Origin of the sequence: Mesorhizobium sp., from assembly GCF_004963255.1 — a bacterium.
In the GTDB taxonomy this organism is placed as follows: domain Bacteria; phylum Pseudomonadota; class Alphaproteobacteria; order Rhizobiales; family Rhizobiaceae; genus Mesorhizobium.
The window spans coordinates 1-17,206 of record NZ_SUGA01000007.1; the positions used below are offsets into that span (position 1 = coordinate 1).

Genomic DNA, 17,206 nt, shown 5'->3' on the forward strand with positions numbered 1-17,206 from the left:
CAGCACGTCGAGCTGCAGCGCGCCGACGACGCCGACGATGGCCGGCGAGCCGTCCTCCGGCGAGAAGAGCTGCACGACGCCTTCCTCCGCCATCTGGTGCAGCGCTTCCTTCAGCTTCTTGGCCTTCATGGCGTCGCCGAGGCGCACTCGGCGCAGGATTTCCGGGGCGAAGTTCGGCACGCCGCGGAACAGGATCTCCTCGCCCTCGGTCAGCGTATCGCCGATGCGCAGCGTGCCATGGTTGGGGATGCCGACGACGTCGCCGGCAAAGGCCTCGTCGGCGGTGACGCGGGTGCGGGCGAAGAAGAATTGCGGCGCGGACAGGCTCATCGGCTTGCCGGTGCGCACCAGCTTGGCCTTCATGCCGCGCTCCAGCTTGCCGGAGCAGACGCGCACGAAAGCGATGCGGTCGCGGTGGTTTGGATCCATGTTGGCCTGGATCTTGAAAACGAAGGAGGTCATCTTCTCCTCCGTCGCCTCAACCGTACGCTCATCGGCTTCCTGGGCGCGCGGCGGCGGGCCGTAGGCGCCGAGCGCCTCGATCAGGTCCCGAACACCGTAATTGCGCAGTGCCGAGCCGAAATAGACGGGCGTCAGATGGCCTTCGCGGAAGGCGTCGATATCGAGAGGCCGGCAGGCCTCGCGCGCCAACTCCAGTTCCTCGATGAAGTCGTTGCGCTCGTTTTCGGGCAGCAAGCCCGCAACCCGGTTGGAATCCGGACCGTTGACCGGCGTGCGCTCCTTCTCGTCGTCGCTCCTGCGCACCGCGTTCTGCGCCAGATGGTAGGTGCCCGAGAAGGTCCTGCCGCGGCCGATCGGCCAGGTGACGGGCGCGGTGTCCAGCGCCAGCTTCTGCTCGATCTCATCCAAAATCTCGAACGGATCGCGGCTCTCGCGGTCCATCTTGTTGACGAAGGTGATGATCGGGATGTCGCGCAGCCGGCAGACCTCGAACAGTTTCAGCGTGCGCGGCTCGATGCCCTTGGCAGCGTCGATGACCATGACTGCCGAATCCACCGCCGACAGCGTGCGGTAGGTGTCGTCGGCGAAATCCTCGTGGCCGGGCGTGTCGAGCAGGTTGAAGACGTTGTCGTCATATTCGAAGGTCATCACCGAGGTGACGACCGAGATGCCGCGCTCGCGCTCGATCTTCATCCAGTCGGACCGCGTCTGGATACGGTCCTTCTTGGCCTTGACCTCGCCGGCAAGCTGGATGGCGCCGCCGAACAAAAGCAGCTTTTCGGTGAGCGTGGTCTTGCCGGCGTCAGGGTGGGCGATGATCGCGAAGGTGCGGCGGCGCGCGACCGCCTGTTCGATGTCTTCTGCCAATTTTTGGAATCCTGTCTGTGGCGCCGGCTTCTAGCAGCGCTTACCAGGCATGTCGACAGTTTCACGCAGATCGGCTCGCCGGGAGGCATATTGGCCGCCACGGCAGAGCCCCGGTCATAGTCAGGCCTCGCCATGCTCCCTGCGTCCGTACCTGGTGATCCACCGTATCTCCGAGCGCCCGACCCCGATGTCGTGGAGCAGATAATCCGGCAGCTCGTCCAGCCTAGCCCGGTCCCTGCGAATGCGCACGATGCGCACCACGAACACTATGCCGGAGCGGCAGGTTTCGACGGCTGCGGCAAAGAGGCGCCTGAAAACCGTCCGGTCGGTGATCAATTCCTGTCCAAGGATGGACATGGTCGTATCTCCCTTGCGATTGAATGATGAAAGCGGGAGGGCCGTCAACGGCCCTCCCGGGAGGTTGTGCCGACGAGACGTCAGGACCGATCGTGCTCGCAGCTCACATACGGGTTCCAGTCGGCGAACATGCCGGCCGGGTTGTGCCGCCAGTGCCAGACATGGAGCTCGTAGTAGGGATCCACCGGGTGAATACCCACCGTCGTCTTGCGCTGCAGGGTGCGGCCGAGGAATTCAGGAACGCCCTTGCCCTTCCAGTCCTTCTCGAAGACGATGTATTCCATGCCGACAAGCTGCATCGAGCCATCGGCTTCCGGCTCGTAGGTCAGCACGTCGGGTTCGCCGAGGACCAGCCTGCCGTCGCCGGCGCGGCCGGGATGGATGAAATGGACTCCCATCGTGCCGTGCTCGTCATGCGTCGTGCATTCGAACAGCTGCTGGTAGCCGTCCGCCTTGGCGACCTTGATGTCGAGGTACTTGGCCGCCATGTCCCGAGACCGGTTGAGCACCGGATCGGGCATGTCATGGGCGACCGCGGTGCCGCAAAGCAGCGCCGAGACGCCGACGGCAAGGACGATTTCCGTAAAGCGCTTCACGATCGATCCCCTCCCATCAGGCGGCGGCGTAGGCCGTCGTCGGATCGAACAGGCGCTTGACCTGGGTGATCTTGGTCGCCGGGAAGCCGCTCATCTTGGCGTGGCGCTGGATGATCGCTTCGTCCTTGGCGAGATAGACGCAGAAAGTCTTGTCGTCCGCCACGAAGGATTCCACCCACTGGATGTCCGGGCCGAGCTCGGCAAGGACTGCGTTCGAGGCCCTGGACGCGTCGCGAAGCTGCTCGCGCTCGAAAGTGCCGACCTTCGGGATCTCGCGCTCGATGATGTATTTCTGCATGTCACAATCTCCTTGATCTGAGGTTCAAATGCCGCCGGCCGCTCGACCAAATCGGTGCCGGTGACATCCCTGGGGCAGCTGAGGTAAACTCTCGCTTGGCCCGCCAGGCAGACGGAGAATTACGGAACAGGCGGCCGACAGTCCTTACGCCGTCCTTATCTTGTTCTGATCCTTTGCCTATTGCCGTTACCGGGATCGCTGCCGATGGGAACTCATTGCTTCGGCGACTTCGAGCTTAACGAGAGCTCCCGCGCCATTCGTCTCGCCGGAAACGAGATTGAGGTGCAGCCCCTCGTCTTCGATTTCCTCGCCATCCTGCTGCGCCACCAGGACCGCGCCTTGAGCAAGGACGAGTTGCTCGAAACGCTCTGGCCGGGCGTGACCGTGACCGAGGCTTCGCTGCAGCGTGTCGCCAGCCTGGCCCGGAGCGTTCTGCGCCAGGGCGGCATGGAGGCGGCGCTGCGCAATCTGCCTCGCTTCGGCTACCGTATTTGCCTCGACCAGCCAGCCACTTCGGAAAAGGGGCCGGCGCCGTCCGATACGGGCAGCAGGCGTTCCAGCCCAGGCATGCAAATCTTGGCCGCACGCGCGGCCGTCGCGGCGCGAAAATGGCACGAGGCTGCGGCCGCTTTCAGGGAAGCAGATGCCGCCGACGAGTTGCTGACGGCCGACCTCGAAGAATGGGCGCTGGCGCTGGAATGCATGGGGCGGCCCTCAGAAGCGATCCCGCTCCTGACGCGCGCGGCGACGGAATACGGCATGGCCGGCGAACGCCTGCGGGCGGCTTCCCCGGCAATCACCCTCGCCATGATTCATCTCGAAAGAGGAGAGCTTGCTGCAGCCAAGGGGTGGCATAAGCGAGCCGCGCAGTTGATCGACAAAGCGACCGAGAGCAGGGAACATGGCCTCTGGTGCTGGATGGGCGCGCGCATCAAGGGCGCGGAGGCAGAGCCGGAGCATGCGCTTGCTCTTGCCGAGCAAGCTTTCGAGGTCGGCAAAAATCTCGAAGATCCAGTCGTGGAATCGCTCGGCCTTATCTATCGCGGCTTCTTCAAGCTCTGCCTCGGGGAAACAAAAGCCGGTCAGGAGGACCAGGATTTTGCCGCCGCGCTCGGCCTCTCCAGCGATGTCGACCCGATCGTCGGTGGCATCCTCTACTGCAACATCCTTTGGGCCTGCCGCAATTTCGGCGACTGGGCGCGAGCCAACCAATGGAGCCTCAGCTACGAGGGCTGGTGCAGAGGGCATGGGCTGGAGGAACTTACGGGCTCGTGTCGGCTGCATCGGGCCGAGGTGCTCGGCGTCCATGGCACGCTGAGGGAGGCTGAGGCGCTGGTGCGCGCGGCGCTCGATCAGCTTACGCTCGATGCGCCCTGGGCGAAAGGCGATGCCTTACGTGTGCTGGGCGACATCCATCTCGCCGCAGGCGATTTCGCCGAGGCGGATGCAGCCTACCGCGCGTCCCATGCCGCTGGCTGGGATCCGCAGCCAGGCTTTGCGCTGCTGCAGATGGAGCTGGGCCAGGCGGAAGCCGCATTCAGCGCCCTTGAGCGATCGCTTGTCGGGAACGGCTGGCCGACGCTGCAGCGTCGGGGCATGGTTCTCGCCACGCTCGCCAAGGCAGCGGCGCGGACCGATCGGCTGGAGCGCGCGAAAGCGGTGATCGCCGAGCTGGAAAGCGAACCGCAACGCTGGCCGATGGCCTCGATCCGGGCATTGACCGCCGAGGCCAAGGCGGAACTGTCGATGCTGGAAAATCGCTTCACCGAAGCGGTGCGGGAGCTGCAGACCGCATGCGAGCGCTGGGCCGAGATCGGTTCGCCGACCAACTGCGCGGACGCCAGGCTTTCGCTCGCGGCGCTGCTCATCCAGCTCGGCGATCATACTGGCGCGGAGTTGGAGCTCGGCACGGCGCTGGCGGTCGCGAAGAAGGTCGATTCGTCACGTCTCATGCGGCGCTGTGAAGAGCTGGCGAGCCTGCTCGCCGGGGGCCAGAAGGCAATAGCGGACAGCGCGTAGCCGCTTCTTGCTTGAGGTCCGGACGGTAGGGTGGCATGACGGGGAACATCTCCCCGAAGGACCAGCATGAACAGCACAAAGCAAGTCATCGTCATCGGCGCCGGAATCATCGGCGCTTCTATCGCCTGGCACCTGACGAAAGCCGGCGCGCGGGTGACGGTGGTTTCCGAGAGTGGCGCTGGCGGTGTCGCGACGCCCAATTCCTTCGCATGGATCAACGCAAGCTGGGGCAATCCCGAGATCTATTTCCGGTTGCGCATCCGCGCCATGGCCGAATGGAAAAGGCTGGCGAAGGACGTGCCCGGACTACCGCTCGCCTGGTGCGGCGGCCTGTGCTTCGACCTGCCGCCGGACAGGCTCGAAGCCTATGCGGCCGAGCATTCGTCATGGGGCTATGGCATCGAGCGCGTCGACGCCAAGCGGGCGGGAGAGATCGAGCCCAACCTTGTCGCGCCTCCCGATTTCGCCGTCTACGTCGCGGAGGAAGGCGTCGCCGAGCCGGTGGCAACCGCCAAGGCGCTTCTGGCGGACGCCGAACGGCTCGGCGCGCGCGTGATCGCCGGCAAAGTGGAGAGGCTGGCATTGACTGCAGGCCGGGTCACCGGCGCGGTGGTCTCCGGTGAAGCGATCAGCGCGGACAACATCGTCATCGCGGCCGGCGCGGGTGCGCCGGCCATTGCTGCAACGGCTGGCGTCAAATTGCCGATCGAGACGCCGCCCGGCTTGATCGTGCATTCCCGCCCCTACAAGAAGCTGCTCAACGGGTTGGTGCATGCCGAGAGATTGCATATGCGCCAGACGGCCGAGGGTCGCATCATCGCCGGCTCGGATTTCGCCGGTGGCGATCCGGGCGAAAACGCGGAAGCCACCGCGCGGGAATTGTTTGCGGTGGCCAAGGCTGCCCTACGCAGCGCTGACGACTTGGAACTCGACTTCCACACGGTCGGCTACCGCCCCACTCCGGCCGACGGCTTTCCGATCATCGGCCGCGCCGAGGGCGTCGGAGGCCTTTACATCGCCGTGATGCATTCAGGCATCACTCTGGCGCCGGCCGTCGGTCTCTTTGCCACGCGCGAAATCCTCGACGGTGACCGCGATCCGCTGCTCAAGCCTTACGGGATGGAGCGTTTTGCGTAGTCGAACTCGTTGCCGGGCGACGTCTGTGGAGAGGTAGCGCTCTATGGTTAGCCGTAGAGCGCCCACCGGGCCGTTGCTGGGGCAAAAGGCCGGATGCTCACGCTGTCTCGGGTCATGGTCACGAAACTCGACTGCGGAATCTCATGCCATGCGCGGCCATCGCGGTCGAACGGTTCGGAGACGATGCAGCGTCCGGCGCGTTTGGCGAAGGCCGCGGTATAGAGGGTCGGCGCGTGATCGTCAGTGGCGTAGCGAACGGCGTGAAGCGCCTTCCCATCGCTGAAGGCGGCCGTGAGCTTTAGCGACGGCTCGATGCCGGCACGGCGCGAGGCCTCGATGACGTGACTGGTGACACGCGACACCGCGCCATACGGGTCGATCGAGAGTCCCTCGCCGAGCATCAGGTGGAAGAGCAGTTCGGAATCCGTTGTCCCCTCGAGCTGATCGAACAGCGCGTCGGAAAGCGCGTTCTCCAGCCGGCGCCGGATCTTTTCGAAGCCACCGATCTGGCCGTTGTGCATGAACGACCACTGGCCCGAGATGAACGGGTGGCAGTTCATGCGGCTGGTGGCGCCGCCGGTCGAGGCGCGGACGTGGGCAAGGAACAGCCCCGACTTGATCTGCCGGCCAAGGCTTTTCAGATTAGGGTCGGACCAGGCCGGCAGGATGTCGCGGTAGAGGCCCGGCTCCGGCCGATCGCCATACCAGGCCACGCCGAAGCCGTCGGCATTGGTTGGAGTTTTCGCCTCCCGCGCGTGACTGCTCTGGGCAATCAGCGAATGGGAAGGCGCGGCGATGACGTCTTCGAGGAAGATCGCGTCGCCGAGATAGGCAGCCCACCTGCACATTGTCCTGTCATCCTCTCCTCAGGCGTTTTCAAGCGCGCGAATGATTTCCATTCGCCGCTCGTTGGGCGCCACAGATGACAGGGCAACGGTTTAACGTCCTTACGCCGAGCTTATGTTTTGCTGATCCTTGGCTCAGCCCGCCAGCGCCAGCGGGGCTACGGCCGCCGCAAACGGCCGGATGCTGGTGCCGCCCCTCGTCATGGTGACGAAGCTCGAGGGCGGGATCGCCTGCCAATCGCCGCCGTCGCGGTCGAAAGGTTCGGAGACGACGCAGTGGCCGGCGCGCCTAGCGAAGGCGCCGGTATAGAGCGTCGGCGCATGGTCGTCGGTGGCATAGCGCACGGCGTAGAGCGCCTCGCCATCGGAAAAGGCGGCCGTCAGTTTCAATGCCGGCTCGATGCCGGCGCGGCGCGAGGCTTCGACGACGCGGCCGGTTGCCCGCGACACGGCGCCTTGCGGGTCCGTCGCCAGCCCCTGATCGATCATCAGCAGGAAAAAGAGCTCGGAATCGGTGGTGCCCTCGCGCTGGTCGAAGACTTCGTCGGAGAGCGAGTTCTCCAGCGCTCGGCGAATCTTCTCGAAGCCGCCGATCTGACCGTTATGCATGAACGACCAGCGGCCGGAGATGAACGGGTGACAGTTCATGCGGCTGGTGGCGCCACCGGTCGACGCGCGGACATGGGCCAGGAACAAGCCGGATTTGATCTGCCGGCAGAGGCTTTTCAGATTTGGATCTGACCAGGCCGGCAGGATGTCGCGATAGAGGCCGGGCTCCGGCCGGTCGCCATACCAGGCCAGACCAAAACCGTCGCCATTGGTCGGCGACTTGGCTTCCTGGGCGCAATGGCTCTGGGCGATCAGCGAGTGGCAGGGCGCTGTGATGATGTCTTCGAGGAAGACCGCTTCACCAAGATAGGCCGCCCACCGGCACATCGCTTTCCACCATTCCTAGGCGCGATCCATCAGAGCCTGGGGCTCCTTGACCGCGTGTGAGCCTCGATTGTGCGTGCGCTCATAGAGCTCGCGAACGATTCGGCTCGCCGTAGTTTCGAACAGAAATGGCAAGAAAGCGTGAACGAGCGCGGCGCCCGCGGCCATCGACAGGCGCGAGCAGAACCAGGCAGCAAAAGCCATGTGGCCGAAATAGGTCTCGCCGACCTTGGCCGGGTGAGCGGTGAAGAGTGCCGTAAGCCTAGTCGTCATGGTGATCCCTCCTGCCGGGATGAGCCCCGATTCTGGGTAACCTGCCACGAGGCAAAGGTTCATCGATCTCAAATTGTCCTTGAATATTGGATAATTTTGGGACATTCATCCCCATATGGTCCATGAAATCGATGAAATCGATCGAAGATTGCTGGCAGAACTGCAGCGCGACGGCACGCTTTCCGTCGACCAGCTGTCGGAGCGCGTGGCGCTGTCGCGCAACGCCTGCTGGCGGCGCGTCAAGCGGCTCGAGGAGGACGGCATCATCACCGGCCGGGTCGCGCTGGTCGATGCCGAGAAGCTGGGCCTCGGCCTCCCCGTCTTCATCCTGATCCGCACCTCCAATCATGACCCGGACTGGCTGCAGAAATTCCGAGCTGCCGTGACCGGCTTTCCCGAGATCACCGGCGTCTATCGCATGTCGGGCGACCTCGATTATGTGCTGAGAGCCCGCGTCGCCGACGTGAAGGCCTATGACCGCCTGTACCAGCGGCTGATCGCCAAGGTGGCATTGTCGGACGTCTCGGCTTCCTTCGTCATGGAGGAGATCAAGGAGACGACCGTGGTGCCGGTGGAACTGCGGTGAGGTAGCCAAGGCCTCTCAACTTCGTCATCCTAGGGCGAAGCAGGAGCGAAGCTCCGTCGCGGAGACCCTAGGATCCATTCCGTGACCCCGGCCGCAGAACGGGGCGGAGCAGAATTCTGCGCCGTCAGCATCGTTTCAACGTAACGGCATGGATCCTCGGGTCTGCGCGCGTCGCTTCGCTCCTTGCTCCGCCCGTGGATGACGACGTGATGGGTGTTCTCGCCAATCGCCAAGTGAGCATTCCACCAGCGTAACAACCTTGTCCACACGTCCTCGCTGGAAAGCGAAGTCATCGTGACGCCTCAAAGAAAGCCTTGGATAGCGTCACGGCCAGAGTTGACCGAATCGGCATTCACTCCCATAGGAATGGGCTCATGCGCACGGCTGTCCATCCTTCCTCCGTCATCGGCCCCACCGTCGGTTTCGTCAGGCTTCCGCATGGCGAAGGCCTGCCTCTGCCGGCCTATGAGAGCGCGGGCGCCGCCGGCATGGATTTGCGGGCCGCGGTTCCGGAAGACCGGCCGCTGCTCATCCTGCCGGGGAAACGCGTGCTGGTACCGACGGGACTTGTCCTGGAAATCCCCGAAGGCATGGAAGGCCAGGTGCGGCCACGCTCGGGCCTCGCCTTCAAGCATGGCCTCACCGTCCTCAACTCGCCCGGCACCGTCGACAGCGACTATCGCGGCGAGGTGAAAGTGGTGCTGGTCAATCTCGGCGATGAGGATTTCGCGGTGACGCGCGGCATGCGCATCGCCCAGATCGTCTTTGCCGCCGTGACCCAGATCACGGTCGAGGAGCGGGCACTCGCCGGCGGCACGACGCGCGGCGCCGGCGGTTTCGGGTCGACCGGCACGGCTTGATGCTAATTCCAAAGCTGGTCATTTTCGACTGCGACGGGGTCCTGGTCGATACCGAGAACCTTGCCAACAGACGCCTCGCCGAATGGCTCACGGCCGCCGGCTTCACGACCAGCTTCGAATATTGCCGCAGGCATTTTTCCGGCCGCAGCATGGTCTCGGTGCAAAAAGAGATCGAAGAGGCGACCGAGGTCAGGCTCGGCGCCGACTTCGTCGAGCGCTGGAATGCCGGCCTGCCGGATCTTTTTTCGCACGGCGTCGAGGCGATCCCTTATGTGCGTGAGTTCGTCGAAGCTGTCCGCGCGGCCGGCATCGCCTATTGCGTCGCCTCCTCGGCTCGGGTCTCGAAAATGCATATCACGCTCGGCCAAACCGGGCTTTTGCCGCTGTTCGAGCATGCCATGTTCTCCTCGACCATGGTCGGGCGCGGCAAGCCGTTCCCGGACCTCTTCCTGCATGCGGCCAAGACGACGGGCTTCGCGCCGGCCGACTGCATCGTCATCGAGGACAGCGTCGCGGGAACGCAAGCCGGCATTGCCGCCGGCATGCGGGTGTTCTCCTATTACGCCGATCCGTTCACCGACCGTGACGGCCTCGCGGCGGCCGGCGGCATCCTGTTCGACGACATGCGGGAACTTGCTGGCCTGGTGCCGATCCGCTGATCGGCTGTACACTTCAGGACTCCGTGCTAGCGTGCGGCCCCGGGGGTGTTTTCGATGATTTCCATTCTATCCCGTCTCATGCTCGCCTGCCTGCTGCTGCCTTCCATATGGACGGTCGCGCGCGCCCAGGCCGTCGGCTTTCCGGAACTAAGCAGCACCATTCCCGGACATCAGGACGTCACCTATTTCGACCTTGCCAAAATGATCGTGCCTGACCTTCAGGCCGGCGACGACGGTTTCTACAAGGGCAGCGCGCCGATCGAGATGCGTAACATCCTCGGCGGCAACGATGGCGGATCGCCGCCCGAAACCATCAACCTGCCGAACGCTGCGGTGCTGGCCATCAAGGCCGGCGGCAAGGAGCGGCTGACGATGCTTTTCGACCTCGGCCAGGCGCAAGACAGCGTCGAAGGATTTGCCGTGCTGGCGCTCTACGATGTCACCGGCAAGCCGAAGCTGCTCGACGCCGTCAATGTCGGAACCGACCAGAGCACTTATTTTCGCGATCCGGGAAAGCTCGCGATCGGTCCCGGCGACGACGCGCTCATTACCATGAGCACCCATTTCAATTCGAACCAGGGCTATGTCGGCACGATCCTGATCCTGGTCCGCAACGATCGCTTCGAACCGATCGACCAGATCAACACATTCGACGAGAATGTCTGCGCCTACAAACGCACTCAGGACCTTTCCTTCCAGACGCGCGGAAGTGAAAAGCCGTATGCCGCGATCAGGGTGACCGTGACCGACGCCACCAAGGCCAGCGGTGAAAGCTGCGAGGAGCCGGCGCCCAAGGCAGTCTCGCACGACATTTCCGTCACCTATCACTGGGACAAGAAAACGTCGCGCTACGTGGCGGATTCAGATGCCTTCAAACGTTTGTCAGCAGAGAACGAGAAACGCTTCTGATCCAAGCGCATTCGTTTGCCCGGGTCGAACGGCCGCGATAAATTCCTCGCAGGACCCCGCTCATGATTGAGGACTCGCCATGGACAAGGGCAAGATTTTTCGCGATCTGCATGCCTCCACCTTCGTCATGCCCAACCCCTGGGACATAGGCACGACCAAGCTTCTGGCTTCCTTCGGCTTCAAGGCGCTGGCGACCACCAGCGCCGGCTTCGCCTTCTCGCGCGGCCTGCCGGACGGCGCCGTGACCTTCGAAGCCATGATCCACCATTGCCGCGACGTGACCGCGGCAACCGACCTTCCGGTTTCGGCCGATCTCGAACGCGGCAAGGGCGACAGCCCCGAGCAAGCCGCCGAAACCATCTTCGCGGCGGAAGCCGCCGGGCTCGCCGGCTGCTCGATCGAGGACCACACGGGCGACCCGGCCAACCCGATCTACGATTTCTCTCATGCGACCGAACGCGTCGCCGCCGCAGTCGAGGCGGCCAGGGCACTCAAGCGCGATTTCGTCTTCACCGCGCGGGCCGAGAATTTCCTCTGGGGCAAGACGGACCTCGACGACACCATCAAGCGGCTGCAGGCCTTCGAGAAGGCCGGCGCCGACGTGCTTTATGCGCCGGGGATCGGCGACGTCGAAACGGTGCGCACCATCTGCTCGTCGGTGAGCCGGCCCGTCAATGTGATGGCCCGTCCCGGTTTCACCATCGCCGACCTCGCCATGGCCGGCGTCAAGCGCATTTCGCTCGGGCCGTGGCTGACCAATTTCGCCTATGGCATGCTGGAGACGGCGGCGCGCGAAATCCAGCAGGACGGCACTTTCGGCTTCACCCGGGCGGCGATGCCGTTCGGCAAGCTGCAGGCTCTGTTCCGCGGCGGCGCGGCCGAGCAGGACTAGACCGGGCCCCGCGCCGAAACCGCCTTGTGCAGATGCACCATCATGGCGGCCGCGAAAAGCGGCGTCAGAAGGTTGAGCAGCGGCACGGCGAGGAACACGGCGATGACCAGTCCAGCCAGGAACACCGTGCCGGCATATTTGCGGCGCAGCGCCTTGGCCTCTGCCTCGGGGCGAAAACGCATGGCGGCGAATTCGAAGAACTCGCGGCCGAGCAGATAGCCGTTGACGATGAAGAAGGCGGCAATGTTGATGCCCGGCACCAGAAGCAAGAGCAGCGCCACGATGTTGCCGAGGACCACCACGCCGAAGAATTTGATCGCCAGCGCAAGCGAATGCAAGGCCGGCACGGCACGACCGGGCGGATCGTTGGGATAATCGGTGCGCTCGACCACTTCGGCAATATCGTCGAGGAACAGACCGGCGACGATCGCCGTGACCGGGGCAATGAGCAAAGCCATCCCCACCGCCAGCACGATGCCGGCAATGATGGCGCTGAGCCACCCCGCCCAGGACGGCAGGCCCGGCAGCAGCGTTTGCAGCCAAGGCCAGGCCAGCCATTCGAGCAGGCTCTCCAGGCCGAGCCACAGCGCCAGCAGAGCGAGCAGCGTCAGCCCCAGCGTCTTGAGGAAGACGGAGCGGAATTCAGGCGAGAACAGCCGGCTGGCGGCGGCGCGGGCAGCATCTAGGATCACGGCGGGTGCAGACCCCTCATCGAGAAACGACGCCCCCGAGATAGGCGGCGAGGGAGAGCGGCGCAACTGCAAGGCGAGATCCTCGCCCGGCCTTCACGCCTTTCCCGTGATCGCTCCTGCCCGCCTGGCCGGAATGGTCATTGCCGCAACGCCGGCGACGACGAAACCCATGCCGACCCAAGCGGCCGGCCCCAGGCTTTCGCCCAGGAAGACGGCGCCGATGCCGACGCCGATCGGCACCCGCAGATAGGCCTGCGAGGTGGTGCCGACCGAGCCCAGCGTGTGGATCAGGCGAAAATAGATGACGAAGGCCAGCGCCGTCGAGAAGACCGACAGGCCGAGCAGGGCCAGGATCGATGCCGCCGACGGCGCAAGCGTCCATGGCCGGTCGACGATCAGGCTGAGCGGCACGAGCATCACCGCGCCGCAAAGCATCGAACCCGCGGCGGGGATCATCGGGTCGAAGCCCTTGAAGCCGCGGCCGAAGATCGCCGCCCCGGCATAGGAGACCGTCGCGATGACGATCGCAAGCTGCGCCCACATTTGGCGGCCAAGCCCGCCAAGCGCCTCCGTGCCGATGATGAGGCAGATGCCGACGATGCCGGCACCGACACCGACGAGCTTGCGCGACGTGACGGGCTCATGGCGCGTGATCAACGCCGTCAGCAGGAAGGTGAAGATCGGCGACGTCGAGTTGAGAATGGTGGCAAGGCCGGCATCGACCGAGCGCTCGGCGGCGGCGATCAGGGTGAAGGGCACGACGCTGTTGAGGCAGGCCTGGAAAGCGAACCGGCGCCAGCTTGCCGCATCGGCAGGCATGGCAAGGCCCCGCCAGCGGATGATGCTGAAGAGGATAGCCCCGGCGATCAGGGTACGGGCGGCGATGAAGGTGACAGGCGGGATCGTCTCGACGCCGATCTTGATGAAGGTGTAGGAGGCGCCCCACAGCACCGCCAGAGCGCCGAGCAGCGCGAGGTCGGTGGGCATTTCGGTCTTTTCGGACATTTCTGCCTTCCGTCTGCGGAAACAATCCGCTTCTAGCCGATAGCGGCGCGGAAATGTTTCGATCGCCGTGAAACCATAGCGGCGAGGGCGGCGGCCGATATGAGCCAGTTTCGATGCGAACGCTGCAGCAGCCGGCGAACATCGGCGGCGAGGGCGGCGTCATGGAAGGCGATGGCGATTTTCGGGGTAGGCAAAGCAGCGGCAACTCGCTAGACCCGCGCCCGGCCGGCATGCCAGATAGCCGGAGTGGTTCTTGGCGGAGATTTTGATGCCGGAATATGACGTGCTTTGCATCGGCAATGCCATTGTCGACATCATCGCGCAGTGCGACGAGGCTTTTCTCGAGACCAACGGCATCATCAAGGGGGCAATGAACCTCATCGACGCCAGGCGAGCCGAATTGCTCTACAGCCGCATGGGACCGGCGATCGAGGCTTCCGGCGGCAGTGCCGGCAACACGGCGGCCGGCGTCGCCAGCCTCGGCGGGCGCGCCGCCTTCTTCGGCAAGGTGTCGAACGACGCGCTGGGCGAAATCTACACGCACGACATCCACGCCCAGGGCGTGGCCTTCGACACCAGGCCGCTCGCGGGCGAGCCGCCGACCGCACGCTCGATGATCTTCGTCACGCCCGACGGCGAGCGTTCGATGAACACCTATCTCGGCGCCTGCGTCGAGCTTGGGCCCGAGGATGTCGAGGCCGACAAGGCGTCCGGCGCCAGGGTGACCTATTTCGAGGGCTATCTGTGGGATCCGCCGCGCGCCAAGGAGGCCATCCGCCAGACGGCGAAGCTGGCTCATGCCGCGGGGCGCGAAGTGTCGATGACGCTGTCGGATTCCTTTTGCGTCGACCGCTACCGCGACGAGTTCCTCGAGCTGATGCGCTCGGGCACCGTGGACATCGTCTTTGCCAACAGCCATGAGATCAAGTCGCTCTACCAGACCGCTTCCTTCGAGGAGGCGCTCGACGCCATCCGCAAGGACTGCAAAATAGCTGCCGTCACCCGGTCCGAAAAAGGTTCGGTGATCGTGCGCGGCGACGAGACCGTCACCATCGAGGCGACGATAATCAAGGAACTGGTCGACACGACCGGCGCCGGCGATCTCTATGCCGCAGGCTTCCTTTACGGCTACACGACCGGACGCAGCCTCAAGGATTGCGGCGACCTCGGCTCGCTGGCCGCCGGGCTGGTGATCCAGCAGATCGGCCCGCGCCCGCGCCAGAACCTGCGTCGCGAGGCGGAGCAGGCAGGGCTGCTCTAAACAGCCCAGCGAGGCAAATTGCATAAGAACGCCGTACCGTCGCGTCATCGCGGACAGGCTCGGAACCGGCCTGTCTGTCGCGCCCGTGTCACAGAGCGCTCCTACACGCAGGATAGGGCGTTCCGCGACTGACATTTCGGCACGTCAAACCAGGGGTGTGAAGATGCAAGCCAGCAAGCTGCCGGGTCGCGGCGTCAATTGCCGCCGCAATTTGTGCTTTCCGCGATAGAATTTCAGCAGCCGCCGGCGCCTGGGGAGGGGCGCGGGCCACAAGACGAACGCATGACCAGACTTCAGACTCCGCCCGAGGGTATTTCGCAAGAGACCCTGGCAGGCCTAGTGACCGAAGCCGTGCAGCAGACATTGATGCAGCAAGGTGTCCTGCTTGATGCGCAGGCCCTGGCCTCAGCCAGCGCGCTCGCAGGCAGCGTGGCGGCCGCCCTCCCCCTCCTGCCGCTGGCGCAGCGCCATGCAATCGATTCCTTCAAGGGCGATTGGACCGCGCTCATCTCCGAGTTCTTCCGCATGGTGCCCGAGAGAATAGCAAGCGGAGGTCCGGCGGTGTCCGATCCGGCTTCCGGGCGCGCGCCGCCGGAGGCGGGAAGGCTTCAAAATATCGCGGAACGCGCGGCCGGTCTTCAATCGATGCTGCTTGAGGATTGGGCCGGCGAGGTTGCCGGCTCGACCTATCTGGAAGAGAAGCTGCGCATCCCGCGCTCGACACTGCATCGCTGGCAAAGGCGCGGCGAGGTCGTCGCGTTGCGCAAGGGCGGCCGCAAGCATGTCTTCCCGCTTGCCCAGTTCGTCGACGGCAGACCGGTTTTGGGAATCAGCGACGTGCTGTCGGCGATCGGCAATCCGAGGCTTGCCTGGTTCTGGCTGACCCGCCCAGCGCCCGAGCTTAATGGCCGTGTCCCTATCGAGATGCTGAGGGAAGACATGGTCACGGACGTGGTCCGCGCCGCGCGCGCCGTGTCCTGAGCGGACCCGGCGATACGTTTTCGGCGCAGCCGGCGGTATAGTTTAGCCGGATAATTGACTGTCATACAACTGTAATAATTGGCACATTTGGCACATTCTCATGAATACCTTGTGTTTCGATTGTATAGATTGTGCAATTTGTCCCAATTTTACAAATATATGACGTGATATTTGCGCAACAAGACGTCTATAAGATTCAAAAAGCCGCCCTTCCGACACAATCTCTGTTGTACGCGACCGCCGATTGGGCCATGTCCGGAGCGAAGAAGCGGCGCCGGTGCGCGTGTTTTTTCAACGATGGGGACGGGGGTGGCAGAAGCCGAACGGCATGTCAGGCCTGTCTTGAACCTTTGACTGGAGATTCAAGAAAATGAACATCAAGAGCCTTCTACTCGGCTCCGCTGCGGCCTTGATCGCAGTTTCGGGCGCCCGCGCCGCCGACGCGGTGACCGTCGCCGAGCCGGAACCGGCCGAATACGTCAAGATCTGCGACGTCTATGGCGCCGGCTATTTCTACATCCCCGGCACCGAGACCTGCCTGCGCGTCGGCGGCTATGTCCGCTACGACGCCGGCGTGGGCGATGTCGGCTCGTTCGATGGCCGCACGGCCACCGACCATGAGGACGGCGACGCCCAGGACACCTGGAAGAAGAACGCCCGCTTCAACCTGAAGACCTGGACCGGCCAGGAAACCGAGCTTGGCACGTTGAAGACCTACACCGAGACCAAATTCAACTTTCCGAACGGGGGCGCCACAAGTGTTTCTCTGAGCTTCGCCTGGATCCAACTCGGTGGTCTGCGCGTCGGTAAGGATGAAACGCCGTATGACGCGTTTATCGGCTACGCCGGCAACGTCATCCAGGACACGCTGATCCATTACGGGCAGAAAGACACCAACGTCGTCAGCTACTATTTCGACGCCGGCAGCGGCATCACGGGCGTGATTTCGCTCGAAGAAGGTTCGGACACCACGGGCTCGACGGGCATTTCCGGCACGATCGACAGCTATGTTCCCCATGTGGTCGGTGGCTTGAAGTACAAGGGCGACTGGGGCGCGCTCACCGGCGTCGTCGCCTATGACAGCAACTACGAGGAAGTAGCCGGCAAGGTCCGCCTGGATGTCAATGTCAGCAAAGAGGTGTCGCTGTTCATCATGGGCGGCTATGGTACCGACGACAATCTCAACGATCCGGCCTATGCGATCCCAGGTCGAGGCCGCGGCTTCTACAAGCCGTGGGGCGGCAACTGGGCTGTCTGGGGCGGCGGCACCTACAAGTTCAACGAGAAGACCTCGTTCAACCTCCAGGTCTCGGCTGATGATGCCAAGAACGCCGCCGTTGCGGCAAACATAGCCTATACGATCGTTCCCGGCTTCACGATCACGACTGAAGTTGACTATGTCCACGACGGCAAGTTCGGCGACGCCGACGATTTCAACTGGACCAAGGCCGACAAGAAAAACAGCGTCGGCGGCATCGTCCGCTTCCAGCGCTCGTTCTGATCGAGCCTACCACCTCATACGGAAAGGGCCCGCGGCAGATGCAGTGGGCCCTTTTGTTTGATCCCAAGCAGGG

At 63.9% G+C, this 17,206-nt stretch carries 19 protein-coding genes; 10 read left to right on the forward strand and 9 right to left on the reverse strand.

All coding sequences use genetic code 11. From position 1 onward, the window contains the following. The 4 genes from E5X34_RS10285 to E5X34_RS10300 all read right to left on the reverse strand — a co-directional run. Positions 1 to 1,329 (reverse strand): peptide chain release factor 3 (locus E5X34_RS10285; RefSeq protein WP_292563739.1); only part of this gene is annotated, 1,329 nt, incomplete at its 3' end. A 120-nt stretch (positions 1,330 to 1,449) separates the two neighbouring features. Then, the gene (locus E5X34_RS10290; RefSeq protein WP_292563742.1) at positions 1,450 to 1,686 is read right to left on the reverse strand and encodes a DUF1127 domain-containing protein; all 237 of its coding nucleotides are present in this window, start codon (positions 1,684 to 1,686) and stop codon (positions 1,450 to 1,452) included. Between the two features lie 80 nt (positions 1,687 to 1,766). Then, complete coding sequence (locus E5X34_RS10295) at positions 1,767 to 2,282, reverse strand: hypothetical protein (protein WP_050070857.1); 516 nt, start codon at positions 2,280 to 2,282, stop codon at positions 1,767 to 1,769. 16 nt (positions 2,283 to 2,298) lie between these two features. Beyond that, positions 2,299 to 2,580 carry a DUF4242 domain-containing protein gene (locus E5X34_RS10300; RefSeq protein ID WP_042645797.1) on the reverse strand — a complete coding sequence of 94 codons (282 nt, stop codon included), beginning with the start codon at positions 2,578 to 2,580 and terminating at the stop codon, positions 2,299 to 2,301. Between the two features lie 204 nt (positions 2,581 to 2,784). On the opposite strand from E5X34_RS10300, the gene E5X34_RS10305 reads away from it, so the two are divergent. After that, entirely contained in the window at positions 2,785 to 4,599 is a 1,815-nt protein-coding gene (locus E5X34_RS10305; RefSeq protein ID WP_292563747.1) for a winged helix-turn-helix domain-containing protein, read from the forward strand. A gap of 66 nt (positions 4,600 to 4,665) precedes the next feature. Beyond that, positions 4,666 to 5,736, forward strand: a complete 1,071-nt coding sequence (locus E5X34_RS10310) for an FAD-binding oxidoreductase (protein ID WP_292563750.1) — start codon at positions 4,666 to 4,668, stop codon at positions 5,734 to 5,736. 47 nt (positions 5,737 to 5,783) lie between these two features. Here E5X34_RS10310 and E5X34_RS10315 read toward each other — a convergent pair whose 3' ends face one another. From E5X34_RS10315 to E5X34_RS10325, 3 genes are all read right to left on the reverse strand, one after another. Beyond that, a complete protein-coding gene (locus E5X34_RS10315; RefSeq protein WP_292563753.1) occupies positions 5,784 to 6,584 on the reverse strand; it encodes a class II glutamine amidotransferase in 801 nt (266 codons plus the stop codon). A 132-nt stretch (positions 6,585 to 6,716) separates the two neighbouring features. Next, on the reverse strand, positions 6,717 to 7,517 hold the full coding sequence (locus E5X34_RS10320) for a class II glutamine amidotransferase (RefSeq protein WP_292563756.1): 801 nt from the start codon (positions 7,515 to 7,517) through the stop codon (positions 6,717 to 6,719). Positions 7,518 to 7,532: 15 nt separating this feature from the next. Next, positions 7,533 to 7,787 carry a DUF6356 family protein gene (locus E5X34_RS10325; RefSeq protein WP_126062975.1) on the reverse strand — a complete coding sequence of 85 codons (255 nt, stop codon included), beginning with the start codon at positions 7,785 to 7,787 and terminating at the stop codon, positions 7,533 to 7,535. Positions 7,788 to 7,902: 115 nt separating this feature from the next. On the opposite strand from E5X34_RS10325, the gene E5X34_RS10330 reads away from it, so the two are divergent. The 5 genes from E5X34_RS10330 (at position 7,903) to E5X34_RS10350 (ending at position 11,693) form a co-directional block, all read left to right on the forward strand. Further along, on the forward strand, positions 7,903 to 8,373 hold the full coding sequence (locus tag E5X34_RS10330; protein ID WP_292563759.1) for an Lrp/AsnC family transcriptional regulator: 471 nt from the start codon (positions 7,903 to 7,905) through the stop codon (positions 8,371 to 8,373). Positions 8,374 to 8,747: 374 nt separating this feature from the next. Further along, complete coding sequence (gene dut / locus E5X34_RS10335; RefSeq protein WP_292563762.1) at positions 8,748 to 9,233, forward strand: dUTP diphosphatase; 486 nt, start codon at positions 8,748 to 8,750, stop codon at positions 9,231 to 9,233. Further along, a complete protein-coding gene (locus E5X34_RS10340) occupies positions 9,233 to 9,892 on the forward strand; it encodes an HAD family phosphatase (RefSeq protein WP_292563765.1) in 660 nt (219 codons plus the stop codon). Before dut ends, E5X34_RS10340 begins: the two co-directional genes overlap by 1 nt. Before the next feature lie 54 nt (positions 9,893 to 9,946). Beyond that, a complete protein-coding gene (locus E5X34_RS10345; protein WP_292563769.1) occupies positions 9,947 to 10,801 on the forward strand; it encodes a hypothetical protein in 855 nt (284 codons plus the stop codon). Positions 10,802 to 10,880: 79 nt separating this feature from the next. Then, entirely contained in the window at positions 10,881 to 11,693 is an 813-nt protein-coding gene (locus E5X34_RS10350; RefSeq protein WP_292563771.1) for an isocitrate lyase/phosphoenolpyruvate mutase family protein, read from the forward strand. Here E5X34_RS10350 and E5X34_RS10355 read toward each other — a convergent pair. Both E5X34_RS10355 and E5X34_RS10360 read right to left on the reverse strand, forming a co-directional pair. After that, positions 11,690 to 12,385: a sulfate transporter family protein gene (locus E5X34_RS10355; RefSeq protein ID WP_292563774.1), complete on the reverse strand. Its 696-nt coding sequence runs from the start codon at positions 12,383 to 12,385 to the stop codon at positions 11,690 to 11,692. The genes E5X34_RS10350 and E5X34_RS10355 overlap by 4 nt on opposite strands. 93 nt (positions 12,386 to 12,478) lie before the next feature. Further along, positions 12,479 to 13,390: an EamA family transporter gene (locus E5X34_RS10360; protein WP_292563777.1), complete on the reverse strand. Its 912-nt coding sequence runs from the start codon at positions 13,388 to 13,390 to the stop codon at positions 12,479 to 12,481. A 268-nt stretch (positions 13,391 to 13,658) separates the two neighbouring features. On the opposite strand from E5X34_RS10360, the gene E5X34_RS10365 reads away from it, so the two are divergent. The 3 genes from E5X34_RS10365 to E5X34_RS10375 all read left to right on the forward strand — a co-directional run bounded on the left by E5X34_RS10365 (position 13,659) and on the right by E5X34_RS10375 (position 17,133). Next, positions 13,659 to 14,651: an adenosine kinase gene (locus E5X34_RS10365; RefSeq protein ID WP_292563780.1), complete on the forward strand. Its 993-nt coding sequence runs from the start codon at positions 13,659 to 13,661 to the stop codon at positions 14,649 to 14,651. Positions 14,652 to 14,933: 282 nt separating this feature from the next. Further along, positions 14,934 to 15,632: an antitoxin Xre/MbcA/ParS toxin-binding domain-containing protein gene (locus E5X34_RS10370; protein WP_292563783.1), complete on the forward strand. Its 699-nt coding sequence runs from the start codon at positions 14,934 to 14,936 to the stop codon at positions 15,630 to 15,632. Positions 15,633 to 16,002: 370 nt separating this feature from the next. Beyond that, positions 16,003 to 17,133: a porin gene (locus tag E5X34_RS10375; protein WP_292563786.1), complete on the forward strand. Its 1,131-nt coding sequence runs from the start codon at positions 16,003 to 16,005 to the stop codon at positions 17,131 to 17,133. Positions 17,134 to 17,206: the final 73 nt, after the last annotated feature.